At 31.0% G+C, this 13214-nt stretch carries 10 protein-coding genes; 8 read left to right on the top strand and 2 right to left on the bottom strand.

Annotation, left to right across the window (positions count from 1 at the left end; all coding sequences use genetic code 11):
- The first annotated feature begins 180 nt into the window (after positions 1–180).
- The 3 genes from XO08_RS03440 to XO08_RS03430 all read left to right on the top strand — a co-directional run bounded on the left by XO08_RS03440 (position 181) and on the right by XO08_RS03430 (position 3996).
- The gene (locus tag XO08_RS03440) at positions 181–924 is read left to right on the top strand and encodes an ATP-binding cassette domain-containing protein (protein ID WP_075665656.1); all 744 of its coding nucleotides are present in this window, start codon (positions 181–183) and stop codon (positions 922–924) included.
- Positions 914–1864, top strand: a complete 951-nt coding sequence (locus XO08_RS03435) for a SufD family Fe-S cluster assembly protein (protein ID WP_075665655.1) — start codon at positions 914–916, stop codon at positions 1862–1864. Before XO08_RS03440 ends, XO08_RS03435 begins: the two co-directional genes overlap by 11 nt.
- A 110-nt stretch (positions 1865–1974) precedes the next feature.
- A complete protein-coding gene (locus XO08_RS03430; protein WP_075665654.1) occupies positions 1975–3996 on the top strand; it encodes an HD domain-containing phosphohydrolase in 2022 nt (673 codons plus the stop codon).
- Here the strand turns inward: XO08_RS03430 and XO08_RS03425 are convergent.
- Positions 3976–4665: a CPBP family intramembrane glutamic endopeptidase gene (locus XO08_RS03425; RefSeq protein ID WP_077287244.1), complete on the bottom strand. Its 690-nt coding sequence runs from the start codon at positions 4663–4665 to the stop codon at positions 3976–3978. The two genes, XO08_RS03430 and XO08_RS03425, sit on opposite strands and share 21 nt — an antisense overlap.
- 44 nt (positions 4666–4709) lie before the next feature.
- On the opposite strand from XO08_RS03425, the gene iadA reads away from it, so the two are divergent.
- The 5 genes from iadA (at position 4710) to XO08_RS03400 (ending at position 12590) form a co-directional block, all read left to right on the top strand.
- Positions 4710–5870 (top strand): beta-aspartyl-peptidase, encoded by a 1161-nt coding sequence (iadA, locus tag XO08_RS03420; RefSeq protein WP_075665652.1) that lies wholly within the window; start codon positions 4710–4712, stop codon positions 5868–5870.
- 223 nt (positions 5871–6093) lie between these two features.
- Positions 6094–7266: a maltose ABC transporter substrate-binding protein gene (locus XO08_RS03415; RefSeq protein WP_075665651.1), complete on the top strand. Its 1173-nt coding sequence runs from the start codon at positions 6094–6096 to the stop codon at positions 7264–7266.
- A gap of 49 nt (positions 7267–7315) precedes the next feature.
- Positions 7316–9022, top strand: coding sequence for an ABC transporter permease subunit (locus XO08_RS03410; protein WP_077287242.1), 1707 nt, complete (start codon positions 7316–7318; stop codon positions 9020–9022).
- Positions 9022–11403, top strand: a complete 2382-nt coding sequence (locus XO08_RS03405; RefSeq protein WP_075665649.1) for an ABC transporter permease subunit — start codon at positions 9022–9024, stop codon at positions 11401–11403. Before XO08_RS03410 ends, XO08_RS03405 begins: the two co-directional genes overlap by 1 nt.
- A gap of 62 nt (positions 11404–11465) precedes the next feature.
- Positions 11466–12590: an alkaline phosphatase family protein gene (locus XO08_RS03400; RefSeq protein WP_075665648.1), complete on the top strand. Its 1125-nt coding sequence runs from the start codon at positions 11466–11468 to the stop codon at positions 12588–12590.
- On the opposite strand, the gene XO08_RS03395 is transcribed toward XO08_RS03400, so the two are convergent.
- Positions 12587–13060, bottom strand: coding sequence for a ferritin family protein (locus XO08_RS03395; protein ID WP_077287238.1), 474 nt, complete (start codon positions 13058–13060; stop codon positions 12587–12589). The genes XO08_RS03400 and XO08_RS03395 overlap by 4 nt on opposite strands.
- Positions 13061–13214: the final 154 nt, after the last annotated feature.

Here is a 13214-nt window from a genome sequence, read left to right as displayed (position 1 = left end):
GGTTTATTTTTTTTTCGCAGGCTTTCGCCTGCTTTTTTTTTTATTGTATGGGTAGGTTATTCAATTTTTTGGTATAGAGCATAAATATAAAAACAAAAAAAGATGTTTTAATTTTGTTACATTTGTAAGTCTAATTTGTGGTAAAATTTTATTAGACTTTTTAATAAGGAGTGTTATTGCGTGCTCAAACTGGAAAACATTTCTTATAGTGTTTCAGATAAAAAGATTTTAGACAATATATCTTTAAGTTTTTCTGTAGGAAAGAAATATTCTATTTTAGGTACTAATGGTGCTGGAAAAAGTACTATAGGATATTTAATTATGGGATTGGAAGATTACAAACCAACGGAAGGAAAGATATTTTTAGATGGAAAAGATATAACCCAAAAAAATGTGTATGAACGTTCAAGATTGGGAATAACTTTAATGTGGCAAGAACCTGCAAGATATGAAGGATTGAATGTTTATACTTATTTAACACTTGGTGGTAAGTTGGATGTGACAAAAGATGAAGTAGAGGAAGCCTTGGAGAAAGTAGGACTTGATCCATTTCTTTATATGAAAAGATTTGTGGATAAAAGCTTAAGTGGAGGAGAAAGAAAGAGAGTTGAACTTGCTTCAATCATTCTTTTAAAACCAAAATATGTTATATTTGATGAACCTGATTCAGGGATAGATATAATGAGTCTTGATATGATAAATAATATAGTTGATTATGTTGTATCTTATGGTGGTACGCCAATAGTTATTACCCATAGAGAGGAAATGGCATATAATACAGATGAGGCGTATCTATTATGTGCGGGAAAGATCCTAGCACATGATAACACGAAGAAAGTTATTGAAATATTTAAAAATTTATGCAATGCTTGTGATCACCCCAACGTTCCTGTAACTAAGGAGTTGAAAATCGATGGACGTTAAAAGAGAATTTGAAACTATTGTAAAAACAGTTGAAAAATTAGGAACAGATGCATCTAAATTTCTAGATAAGAGAATTGCATCGATTATTATAAGTGGTGATAAAGTTTTAGGTTTGAACAATGTTGAAGGAATAAAACTTGTTCCAAAACAAATAAAAAATGGTGTGCAAGTTGATATGGAAATAATGGAAAATACTCATATTCCAATGCCGATACACGTTTGTACGGGATATATTGAGAAAACAGGATTGCAAAATGTGGTTTTTAATATCAAGGTTAGAAAAGGTGCAAGGGTAAAGTTTTTATCACACTGTGTTTTTCCACAAGCAGAGGATTTTACTCACAATGCTGTTTCAAATGTTGTAGTTGAGGAAAATGCCGTTATGGAATATATAGATGAACACTATCACAGTGATTCTGGGACTATAAATCTTATTACAAAGACTTATGCTGTAGTAAAAAAAGGCGGTGTTTACAAGAATTCCTTTACTTTGACAAAAACACGAGTGGGAAAATTAGACGTTCTCATGGATGTAAAATTAGAGGACTTTGCCGTTGGTGAAATGATTTCTAAAGTGAAAGCCTCAAAAAGTGATGAAGTAAGCATAAATGAAATATTAAGGCTTGATGGAAAGAACTCAAAAGGACTTGCAAAAACAATAGTAGTTGCTTTAGATGAATCAAAGGCAAAAGTTTTAAATGAAGCATATGGTAATGCTCCTTATTCTAGGGCGCATATATCATGTGAAGAAATAACTAAAGGTGATAAGATAGAAGTTGCAACTGTGCCAGTTTTAAAAATAAAAGATGACCTAGCAGAACTTACACATGAGGCATCTATTGGAAGGGTAAATCAAAAGCAACTAGAAATGTTAATGGCAAAAGGTCTTACAGAAGATGAAGCAACAGAATTAATTATAAAAGGACTTTTACACGATTAACCCAGCATGATGCTGGGTTTTTTATTCCAAGTATTTAATCAGCGAGAACTTAGTTTTATTCCAGTAGTCTAAAATATGGATATAAAATTTAGTTTTTGGGGAGGGTAGAGGTGCGAAAAAAGATTATTTTTCTTGCGTTGATAATTTTTGTGTTTTTTAGTTGTGTGTTTAGTAAAGAATTAACTGTAGGTTTGTATAACAACAAACCATTAGTTTATTTTGGAAAAGAAAAACCTAAAGGTTTTTTTGTTGATATTTTAAACGAGATAGCTAAAAGAGAAAATTGGACGTTAAATTATGTATATAACGATAATTTTTCTGTATTGTACAATAAATTAAAACAAGGAGAAATAGATATACTTTTGGATTTGGCATATTCAAAGGAAAGAGAAAGAAAAATTCTCTTTAACAGTGAAAGTGTTTTTGTTAATTGGGCACTTGTATACTCGTATGATAAAAAATTGAAGTCTATATTGGATTTGGATAATAAAACTGTAGCGGTTTTAAAAGATGATATTTATTATGTGGGAAAAGAAGGAATAAAAAAACTTGCAGAAAGATTTAAACTAAATATACAATTTTTAGAGGTTGCATCTTATGAAGAAGTGCTTAGGATGGTAAGTGAAAAGAAAGCATACGCAGGAGTAGTTAGTAGAATATATTTGGGGGAGACGTATTCTTTGTCCAAGACACCGATAATTTTTTATCCAGTTGAGATTCGTTTTGGATTTTCCAAAGATATTGATAAAGAAATAATAGATAAAATTGATTTTTATTTAAAAAAATGGAAATCTGATAATAGTTCTATATATTATATATTACTTGATAAATATTTGTTAATTGGTAATGAAACGGTACCAATTTGGGTAGAAATGGTTGTTTTTGTAAGTTTGATTTTAGTTTTTACTGTTTCTTTTTTGCTTTATTTACATAGAAAAGCATTGAAAAAAGCAACTAAAGAACTTTTGGAGAAAAACAAAAAATTGAAAATTTTGTATAAAGAAAATAAAAATTTTTCTGAGAGTCTTTACAAAATGATTGATTTGTTGTCTAAGATGGTGCCTGGACAGGATTTAGAAAGTTTTTGTAAATATGTACTTGAGACTGCTATACAAATTGTTCCAGAAGCAAATTATGGAAGTATAATCCTTGTAAATGAAAAAAACAAAACTGCAAAGTTTGTTGCAGCATATGGTCATGATTTAGAAAAACTCAAGCAGATTAATATGTTTGATGCAATGCCTTTAAGTGAGAATATAAGGATAGTGAAAGATATTATCAATACTGAGAAAATAAAAGAACTTTCAAAAAAAGAGTATGAAATATTGGTAGATGCTTCAAAACCTATGAAAGAAACTTTGGTTAATGAGATTCAGTTAACCCCTTATTTGTGGATAAGGCTTTTGCTAGATATAGACGTAAATAGCAAAGAGGCTTTTTCTGAACAATCAAGAAAATTGATAAAGGGGTTGGGTAATTTAGTAAAAGCCTTTTGGCTTGAGAAAATGTCAACTGAAGAGATAAAGAATGCATATATGAGATTTGCAGAAAAACTTTCAACTATAGCAGAAGCTTATGATGATGTAACTGGTGAACATATTTACAGAGTTGGAAAAATTTCTGGATTTATTGCAGAAAAGTTAAATCTTCCAATGGAAAAAGTGAAAGAGATAGAATCGTTTGCCCCTTTGCATGATATTGGTAAGATATTTGTCAGTAAAAAACTGATTAGGAAAAACGGAGGATTAACATATGAAGAATTTGAAGAGATGAAAAAACATACAATATATGGTGCAAAGCTTTTGGATGATCCATATTTTGAAACAGCAAAAAAAATAGCCTTATACCATCATGAAAAATACAATGGAAAAGGCTATCCATTTGGCTTAAAAGGAGATGAAATACCAATAGAAGCACAAATTGTAGCTATTGCAGATGTATATGATGCATTAAGATCTCCAAGACCATATAAAAGGGGATATACGCACGAGGAAGTAGTAAAAATAATACTTGAAGGTGATGGAAGAACATCTCCGGATGATTTTAACCCAAAGATTTTGGAGATATTTAAAAAGTATCATTTAGAGATCAAAAAAATTTACGATGACCTTTCACAAGGTATTGCTTCTTGATCGTTTGTTGTAAATAATTTTTTGTATTGTTAAAAGTGTTATTCCATCCATGAGATTGTGGATGATTGCTGGATAGATTAAACTTTTTGAAAGTTGAAATGTGTATCCAAGGATTAGAGAAATTACAAATCTAATGGGAAAAAGTTGTAAAAAAACCCTAAACGTTTCATTTTTAGTCTTAACATTTAAGATGTGAAACAGTGAAAATATTACACTAGTTAAAGTAATAGAAATAAAAAGATTGATGCTTTTATTTAGATATGTTTGTATTAATCCTCTGAAAAAAGTTTCCTCAGTTAACCCCACAAAAAAAAACACATAGATTATCTGCCATTTTGACCTTATTTTTAGATAACTAAAATTTTCTATCTCTTCTTTTTTCGCTTTTTTTGCAAAGATATAAGAGAGAATAAAAATAGGTATTCCAAATATTGCTATGAATGTTAATCCTGTTTTTAAATCACCTATTTGAAATCCCATTTCTTTAATGTTTATCTTTAATATGTAAGCAAATGTTATAGAGTATAATATAGTTATGGGAGAAAGTATTGTTTGAATTTTAAAAATATCCCTTGTGATCTTAAATAACTTATTGGATATTTTTTTAGAAAGTGTTATGTACAAAAGAATTATTGCAAAGATATTTATTAAAGGGAAAAGAATTTTCATTTTATCACCTTGTGTTAATTATATCAAAAAAAGGGGGGGATTAAATGGTAAAGTTGATAAAGAATGCCACAGTTTATGCACCTAAGTATATTGGAAAAAAGGATATTTTAATTTTAAATGGAAAGATTGCAATTATTGAAGAAGGGATAAATATTGATAATTTTCCATTGGATATTCAAATGTACGATTTTTCTGGAAAAATTGTTGTTCCAGGGTTTATTGATGGGCATGTCCATATTACTGGCGGAGGTGGTGAGGGGGATTTTTCAACTAGAACACCGGAAATTAATTTGAGGCAATTAATAAAGGGAGGAATTACTACTGTAGTAGGTTGTTTAGGAACAGATGGTATAACTAGAAGTCTTGAAAATTTGTATGCAAAGGCAAAAGCATTGAACAAAGAAGGTGTAAATGCTTTTATTTACACGGGTTCTTATGCAGTTCCACCTGTAACCTTTACAGGTAGTATAGCAAAGGATATTGTATTAATTGATAGGGTTATTGGTGTTGGAGAGATAGCAATTTCAGATCACAGATCAACTCAACCGACTTTGGAAGAGATAAAAAAGATAGTTTCAAATGCTAGATTGGGAGGACTTATTTCTGGAAAAGCAGGTATTGTTAATTTTCATGTTGGTTCTGGTAAATTTGGAATAGATTATTTGTTTGATATTGTAAAAGACACAGAAATTCCCATAATCAATCTATATCCCACCCATATGAATAGAAATAAAAAATTGTTGGAACAGGGGATAGAATTTGCAAAAATGGGTGGTTTTTTTGATTTAACCACAAGTTTTTCAACAAATGAGGATAAAATTAGAACGGTAAATTATTTAATGGAATGTTATAAATCCAAAGTAATTGATAGAGTTACTTTAACTTCGGATGGTCAGGGAAGTCTTCCAAAATTTGACAAAGATGGTAATTTTATAGGTTTGCAAATTGGAGAAGTTACCTCTTTATATGAAATTGTAAAGACAAGTGTGAAAAAAGGATATTTGCCGTTAGAAGAAGCGTTAAAGACTATAACGGTTAATCCTTCTAGGGTGTTAAAACTTAAATTTAAGGGTAGATTAGAGAAAGGTTACGATGCGGATTTAGTTGTGTTAAATGAAAATTTGGAAATTGATAGTGTTGTAAGTCGTGGAGATTTTTTGATGTACAAAGAGAAAATAGTGAAAAAAGGTACTTTTGAAGATTAAGAAGGCAAACATTTTAACAAGATATTTATAAGGGTAGAAGAGAAAAATAATAAAAATAATGATGTTAATGTAAAAGAATGTAAAAAAATCTTATTCGAAAGTAATAAAAACGGATATTTTATGATATAATATAATGTTGGAACAGTTTCCAACAAGTTGTAAACTAGTTTTTTTGTTGTAGTAAAATAATCTTGGAGTATTTTAAAAAAGGAGGGGAAAGTGTATGAAAAAGTTATTAGTATCTCTTTTAATGATTCTGATGGTTTTCAGTGTATTTGCAGTAAAAATTACCATTTGGACATCTGAGGCACAAGCACCTATTCTTACGAAATTAGGTGATGAGTTTAAATCTATTTACGGAATTGACGTAGAAGTTGTGCAAGTTAACTTTAACGATATAAAATCCAAATTTTTAACAGCAGCCCCAGCTGGTGAAGGTGCTGATATTATTGTTGGTGCACATGACTGGGTTGGAGAACTTGCAGCAAATGGTCTTATTGAACCAATTCCAGTTCTTCCGGAAAAAGACAAGTATTTACCCACTCCACTTAAAGCATTTACTTATAACGGAAAGCTTTATGGTATTCCATATGCTTTTGATGGACCTGCTTTGATTTACAACAAAGATTACGTTGAAAATCCACCAAAAACATTTGATGAATTAATCAAGGTTGCAAAGCAAATTCAAGAAGAATATGAAGGAGAAGTAAGGGGATTAGTTTACGATTTCAAGAACTTTTACTTTAGTAGTTATGCAATCTTTGGCTTTGGAGGATATGTATTTGGTGAAAAAGATGGAAAAATAAATGTAAAAGATATAGGTCTTGCAAATGAAGGAGCAGTAAAAGGATTGTCTTTGATAAAGAGATTAGTTGATGAAGGGCTTCTTGAATCAGGTGACAATTACAATGTTATGGACAATATGTTTAAAGATGGACAAGCGGCTATGATTATTAATGGACCTTGGGCAGTACCTGGATGGAAAGAAGCAGGTATAGACTTTGGAGTTGCCCCAATTCCTGAACTTGAACCAGGTGTGAAACCAAAGCCATTCTTTGGTGCACAGGGATTTATGGTAAATGCAAAATCCCCAAACAAACTTTATGCAATTGAATTCTTGACAAAATTCATTTCAACAAAGGATGTAATGTACAGAATTTATCTTGCAGATCCAAGGGTACCATCTAGAAAAGACGTATTGCCAATGGTTGATGACGTAACAAAGGCATTTGCAGAATTCCTTGGAAATTATGGGCTTCCAATGCCAAATGTCCCTGAAATGGCAGGCGTATGGGGAGCAATGGGAGATGCACTTTCAAAGGTACTTGACCAAGGAATACCAGTAGAACAAGCTTTGAAAGAAGCTGTTGATACGATTTTAGCTGGAATTAAGTAAAAAATATTTAGGGGGGAGTAGCCCCCCATTTTTATCGGGAGGAGATGAAATGATTAGGTTTTGGAAATTTATAGGGTATGTATTTCTAGCTTTGTTTAATGCTTTTTCTATCTGGGGAGCATTATTTTTATTTTCCAGAGGTTTTTATGAACTTTCCATTACTTTTTTTGTTTTGGTATTTTTAATTGACTATTTTATTTTCAGTAAAGGTGCGTATCCATATAGATATATGATTCCTGCCGTTATTTTACTTTTTATCTTGGTATTGTACCCTATTGCTTTTACAATTAAAACGGCCTTTACCAATTATGGAACAGGTCATATAATGACTCGTCAAGAGGTAATCGATAGGCTTTTAACGGATCCGGTTTATACGTATGTACCCGATGAAGGGAAAAATTACATTTACGAAATTTTTGTTAGATACGAGGGAATTAATCCTACGGGAGATTTTAAGATGTTGGTTTACGATGAAAACGGAGAAAAATATGTTGTTGGAAATATAAAGCCCATTAGAATGCAAGCGGGGAAGATGATTTTAGGTGAAGCACATTTAATACCACTTGAAAAGTACGAAGTTATGAAGGAAAATGGAAAAATAATTACGATAATGGACGGGGATAAAACGTACAATTATTTTTATTCACCTGTTGATAAAGAGACGGCTATTAATGAAGTTTTTTTTAAATCGAAAATTGCATTTCCTATATTAAGTAAAGTTGAAATTGTAAATAATAGAAGGGAACGCCTATCTTTGAGGTTTAGTAACGATGGAACTTTAAAGTTAGTTGAAATCAAGCACCTTTATAGAATGGCGCTTTCAGAAGTGGTAGAAAATGGAAAAACTGTTGTGAAAGCAACGCTTATTAACGATTTGACTAATAGACCACTTTTGGAAGAAGATGGTACTTTTTATGATTTTGATGAAAACGGTGATAAAGTTCCCATTTTGGGGTATATTTCTTACTTGGGTGGGGAAAATTTCACAAAAATATTTACAGATCCAACAATTTCAGGACCATTTACAAAGATCTTTTTGTGGAATTTTACATATGCGGCACTTAGTGTGGTATTTACATTTGCAATAGGACTTATTTTTGCCTTGGTTTTGAATAACAATACTTTGAAAGGAAGAACCCTGTATAGAACTTTACTTATTATTCCATGGGCTATTCCCGCGTTTATTTCCGTTTTGATTTGGAAGAATGGATTTTTCAACGAAACGTATGGAGTTTTGAATAGATTTGTTGTAAATGGCTTGTTTAACAAAGAATCTATTAAATGGATGACCAATCCATTCTGGGCGAAGGTTTCTGTGTTAATAGTTAACACATGGCTTGGCTTTCCGTATATGATGACGGTGAGTTTAGGTGCATTGCAGAGTATTCCAGAAGAGTTATATGAAGCCGCTTCAATAGATGGTGCGTCTAAGTCTAAAAGGTTTTGGAAGATTACTTTTCCACTTTTAATGACGACTATTGCACCATTGCTTGTGGGAAGTTTTGCCTTTAATTTCAACAACTTTGTTAACATATACCTATTGACTTCAGGTGGGCCTGCTATTCCAAACACTAGTACACCTGCAGGTGCTACAGATATCTTGATATCTTATACCTACAAACTTGCATTTGAAGCAGGAAGAGGACAAGATTTTGGCTTTGCAAGTGCAATATCCATACTGATATTCTTTATAGTGGCGGGCATTAGTTTTGTTAACTTTAGAATATCAGGTTCTTTTGAAGAGGTGAATAGATAATGGTTGTAAAAAAGGGCAATTGGTTGGTTCATATAATTTTAATAATCTTGATTGTTGGTATATTATTTCCCGTGGTGTGGGTTGTTTCAACCTCACTGAGGAGGGATAATGCTGCTTTTTCTTCAAAATTGTTTTCTTCTAGGATGAGTTTGCAAAATTACAGGGACCTTTTATTTCCAGAAGAAAATGTTTTAAGGTTATTAAGTGACATAGAATCCATTACCACCAATTCAAGACCATATGATGAAAAGCCAGTAGAATTTTTGGTGGAAAAATTCAATGAGGATATAAAAAGGTTAGAAGGTTATTCAAAAGAGTCTAGAAAATTGGTTGATATTACGGATAAAAAATTTGGTGAAATCCAAAGTTTTGTGAAAGAAAAATCAAGAGATATTATCCAAACGATTTTAGACACTTCAAGTAAGATTAAAGACAAAATAGATATTGAAAAGCCTTCTGAAAAGATGTTTTCTTTTGCGATGCTTGATCTTTTGGATGAGGGGAAGATAAAAAATATAGACATAGATCAAAAATACAAAGAAATGTGGATGAAGGAAGTAAAATCTTTAAAAGAGGATGTTTCAAAAAAAGAAAGCGAGATAAAAAGTATTGAGTCACAAATTAATATTTTAAAGAAAAAAATGGATAATCAAAAAGTTGAATATGAAAGATTGAAGCCTATAATTGAAAGTTCAATTATTCCACAAATGGAAAGTTTTAATAGAACACTAATGGCAGCATACGAGATATTGGAAAATCCTTCAAATATCAGTACTTTTATCACAGAAAGTGATGAATTTTCACAATACTTGAAAGTTTTTGATGTAATAAAGAACATTTCAAAGATACAACTAAAGGATAAATTTAAAGACTTAATTGATGAATTATTAAACAATGCACTTAAGGTAAAAACTTTGTGGGAAAACTATAACCAAAAAAATGTCACAAGCTATGGTGATTTTTTGTCTATTATTAACCAATTTAACATGAAATCTTTTAAACAGTTAAATGAAGCAAAAAATGTGCTTGAAAATTTTGCAATTATTGAAAAAGACTATTTAGAAACTTCAAATGAATATTTGCTTCTTTCAAATAGACTAGAAAGTAAAAGAAAAGAATATGAAGACTTAAAAGTTAAACTTGCCGATGTAGAAATGCAACTTTTAGATGCAAAGGCATACATATTATCTGATAAATTATTTAAAGATATCGAAAGATTTGAAAGTAAGGTATCAAAGTATAGCCTTCCGAAGGATATTAATAAACTATACATAGCTTTAAAGTCTTTTAGAAAAAGTATAAATGGATTTTTAAGTTATGTTTCAAACAATGAGTTAAAAAGTAGTGTAAGAGGTGAATTAAGAAAGTTGGAATGGATTGATGATTACAGGGATTTAATCAAGAGGTATGGAAAGTTTTCAAAAGATGTTAAAGTATTTATCGATAATTTTGATAATTATGTCAAGTCTATTAAAAAAACAGGAGAGAATGCAATTTATTCTGCAAAAAATGGTGTTAAAATTAGAATATTATCTCTTTCTCAACTTTTTACAGAAGTACAATCAAAATATCCATCTAATATAGCATCTAGTATGAGTATTGCTTCAAAAGCTGCGGCTGACTTGGTTGATAAATTTCCCGTTGAAGGGTTAAATGTAAAATTTAAGGAAATTGATAAAAGACTTTTTAGATTTGATCAAATATGGAAACAGAAGCAAAGACATTATCTTTGGAAATGGATATTTAATAGTGTTGTAGTTGCAGGACTTGTTTCAATAATTACCACATTTGTAAATGCATTGGCCGCTTATCCGTTCAGTAGAATGAGGTTTAAGGGAAGGAAATACGGTATAATGTCGTTGTTATTAATTCAGATGTTCCCAGCTATTATGTATATGATTGCACTGTATGGATTTTTAAGCTTCTTAGGAAGGTATATTCCATGGCTTGGATTAAATACATTGGGTGGATTGATCTTTGTGTATCTTGGGAATATAGCGTTTAATATGTATTTGATAAAGGGATTTTATGATACAATTCCAAGTTCTCTTGAAGAAGCGGCAATGATTGATGGTGCTACAAGGTGGCAGACATTTTGGAGAATAGTTATTCCACTTGCATCTCCTATATTGTCTGTTGTGGTAATATTAACCTTTATGGGAACATTTAACGAATTTGTTTTGGCAAAAATAATTCTCCAGGATGTAGAAAAGTACACTTATGCGGTAGGACTTTGGACATTCTCAACAGGGCCATTTGAGACTGAATGGGGACTTTTCTCAGCTGCGGCACTTGTAGGAATGCTCCCAATGGTAATACTCTTCCTTTCGATGCAAAAGTATCTTGTTGGTGGTTTGACAAAGGGTTCGGTAAAAGGATAGTTGAAATTATCCCCGGTTTTTTGAAAAATAAAGCCGGGGATTTGTTTTTTGGAGGTAGGTATATGAAACCCGTATATGAAAAGAGTATTGTGTCTTTTGTAAATGTCTTATTGAAACACTTTGGTGTTTCTCCATATCATGAATTTAAGGAAATGGAGGAATATCTTTTCCCATTTCTTGAAAAAAAAGAAAAGATTATAGTAGTTATATTGGATAGTTTGGGTTTTAAAAAATTTAAAGAATTAGGTGTAATTTTTGAAAATTACACAAGATTAAGTAGTGTTTTCCCCACTACAACAGTTGCAGCTGTTACGAGTATTATGACCGGGCTTACACCAAAAGAACATGGTCTTTTAGGATACGTCCAATTTTTACGTGAAATAGGAACATTGGTTAATATGATAGATTTTAGTTTTCCAGGGATGAGTGAAAATAGTTTTGCAACCCTTGTAAAGAAAAATATCAAAAGACTTCCAAACGTTTTTCAACTTTTAAAAAAAGAAGGTTTATATGGTGGAGTGCTTACCGCTCAAAATATTGCAAATTCCGGGCTTTCTTTTCTCATACAAAATAACGCCAATGTGTTAACTTATTATTCCACACTAGATATGCTTGTAAAGTTGGAAAGAATGTTAAGAAAAGATTTTAAGGGAATTTTATTTACATATTATGGAACTATAGATGGGATAGGCCACAAGATGGGACCAGATAGTGATTCATATGAATATGAGGCAAAGTATATATTAGAATGGTTTAAAAAATTAAATGCAGACAAGAAAACAAGAATATTTATATTGGCTGATCATGGTATGATTACCACACCAAATGAAAAAAATAAGTTTATGGGGAGTGAATTATTAAAATTCCTAAAGATTCCACCAGCAGGTGAGATGAGGATGATGTATTTTTATGTACAAAAAAATAAAAAGGAAAGGTTTCTAGAATATATGGAGGAAAAATACTCTGGAAAATTTGAAATCTATCCATCTAAAGAGTGTTTAATGGAAGGATATTTTGGTATAGGAAAGGCGCACCCTGAAACGGTGCACCGGATAGGAGATTATGTGCTTATTTGTAAAGATAACTATTCGTTTACTTATACCTACACAGGTGGAGAACAAAAACTCAAGGGAATGCATGGTTCTCTTTCTTATGAAGAACTATTTGTACCACTGATTATAATCTAAATCTTACTACCTTCACTGTACATATCAAATGTATCATTTTCATTTAATTTTAGAGTTAGCTTTTTCATGTGTTTTTTTTCTTCTTCAATAATTTTTTCCAGTGCATCGTTATTTAAAATGAGCATTTTTATATCATTGTAGAATATAATGGAATCTTTTTCAACTTCTATTGCAAGTTTTAAAGCTTCTTTTATGCTTTGTGGAATCTTGTCAATATTTAATTTTGGAAATATAATATTATCTGCAAAAGCTCTTAAATATCCGATTTCCTCTTCGTTTAAATTTAGGTTTTCATCTTCATGTTCTTTTAATATATCTTCAAATATTTTTGCATGTTCCCTTTCCTCGTTAGCAAGTTCTAAAAATAACTCTTTTAATTTTCCAGAAGAAATATTTGATAGTTTTGTATAGTATGAATATCCCGCACCTTCAATCTTTAGGGCAACTCCCAACAATTCACTTGTTGTCATTTAAAAACACCTCCTTTTTTAAAAAGGTGTTTCCTAAGAGGAAACACCTTATATATGACTTACACATTATAATTTAAAATTTGATAAGTATTGATTTAGACCTTCTACAGCGTTGTTTAAATCATCTGAATATATTTTTACTTCTGATGCTTGT

The sequence above is a fragment of the Thermosipho sp. 1074 genome (genome assembly GCF_001999655.1).
Lineage (GTDB): Bacteria > Thermotogota > Thermotogae > Thermotogales > Fervidobacteriaceae > Thermosipho > Thermosipho affectus.
The sequence above is the reverse complement of the archived record's forward strand: the minus strand, read 5'-3'. Positions and strand labels throughout refer to the sequence as shown.

What these genes read in the sequence shown, in the direction of transcription:
- XO08_RS03435 (WP_075665655.1), top strand. Translation starts at nt 914, where the DNA reads ATGGACGTTAAAAGAGAATTTGAAACTATTGTAAAAACAGTTGAAAAA.
- XO08_RS03425 (WP_077287244.1), bottom strand. Translation starts at nt 4,665, where the DNA reads ATGAAAATTCTTTTCCCTTTAATAAATATCTTTGCAATAATTCTTTTG.
- iadA (WP_075665652.1), top strand. Translation starts at nt 4,710, where the DNA reads ATGGTAAAGTTGATAAAGAATGCCACAGTTTATGCACCTAAGTATATT.
- XO08_RS03415 (WP_075665651.1), top strand. Translation starts at nt 6,094, where the DNA reads ATGAAAAAGTTATTAGTATCTCTTTTAATGATTCTGATGGTTTTCAGT.
- XO08_RS03410 (WP_077287242.1), top strand. Translation starts at nt 7,316, where the DNA reads ATGATTAGGTTTTGGAAATTTATAGGGTATGTATTTCTAGCTTTGTTT.
- XO08_RS03405 (WP_075665649.1), top strand. Translation starts at nt 9,022, where the DNA reads ATGGTTGTAAAAAAGGGCAATTGGTTGGTTCATATAATTTTAATAATC.
- XO08_RS03400 (WP_075665648.1), top strand. Translation starts at nt 11,466, where the DNA reads ATGAAACCCGTATATGAAAAGAGTATTGTGTCTTTTGTAAATGTCTTA.
- XO08_RS03395 (WP_077287238.1), bottom strand. Translation starts at nt 13,060, where the DNA reads ATGACAACAAGTGAATTGTTGGGAGTTGCCCTAAAGATTGAAGGTGCG.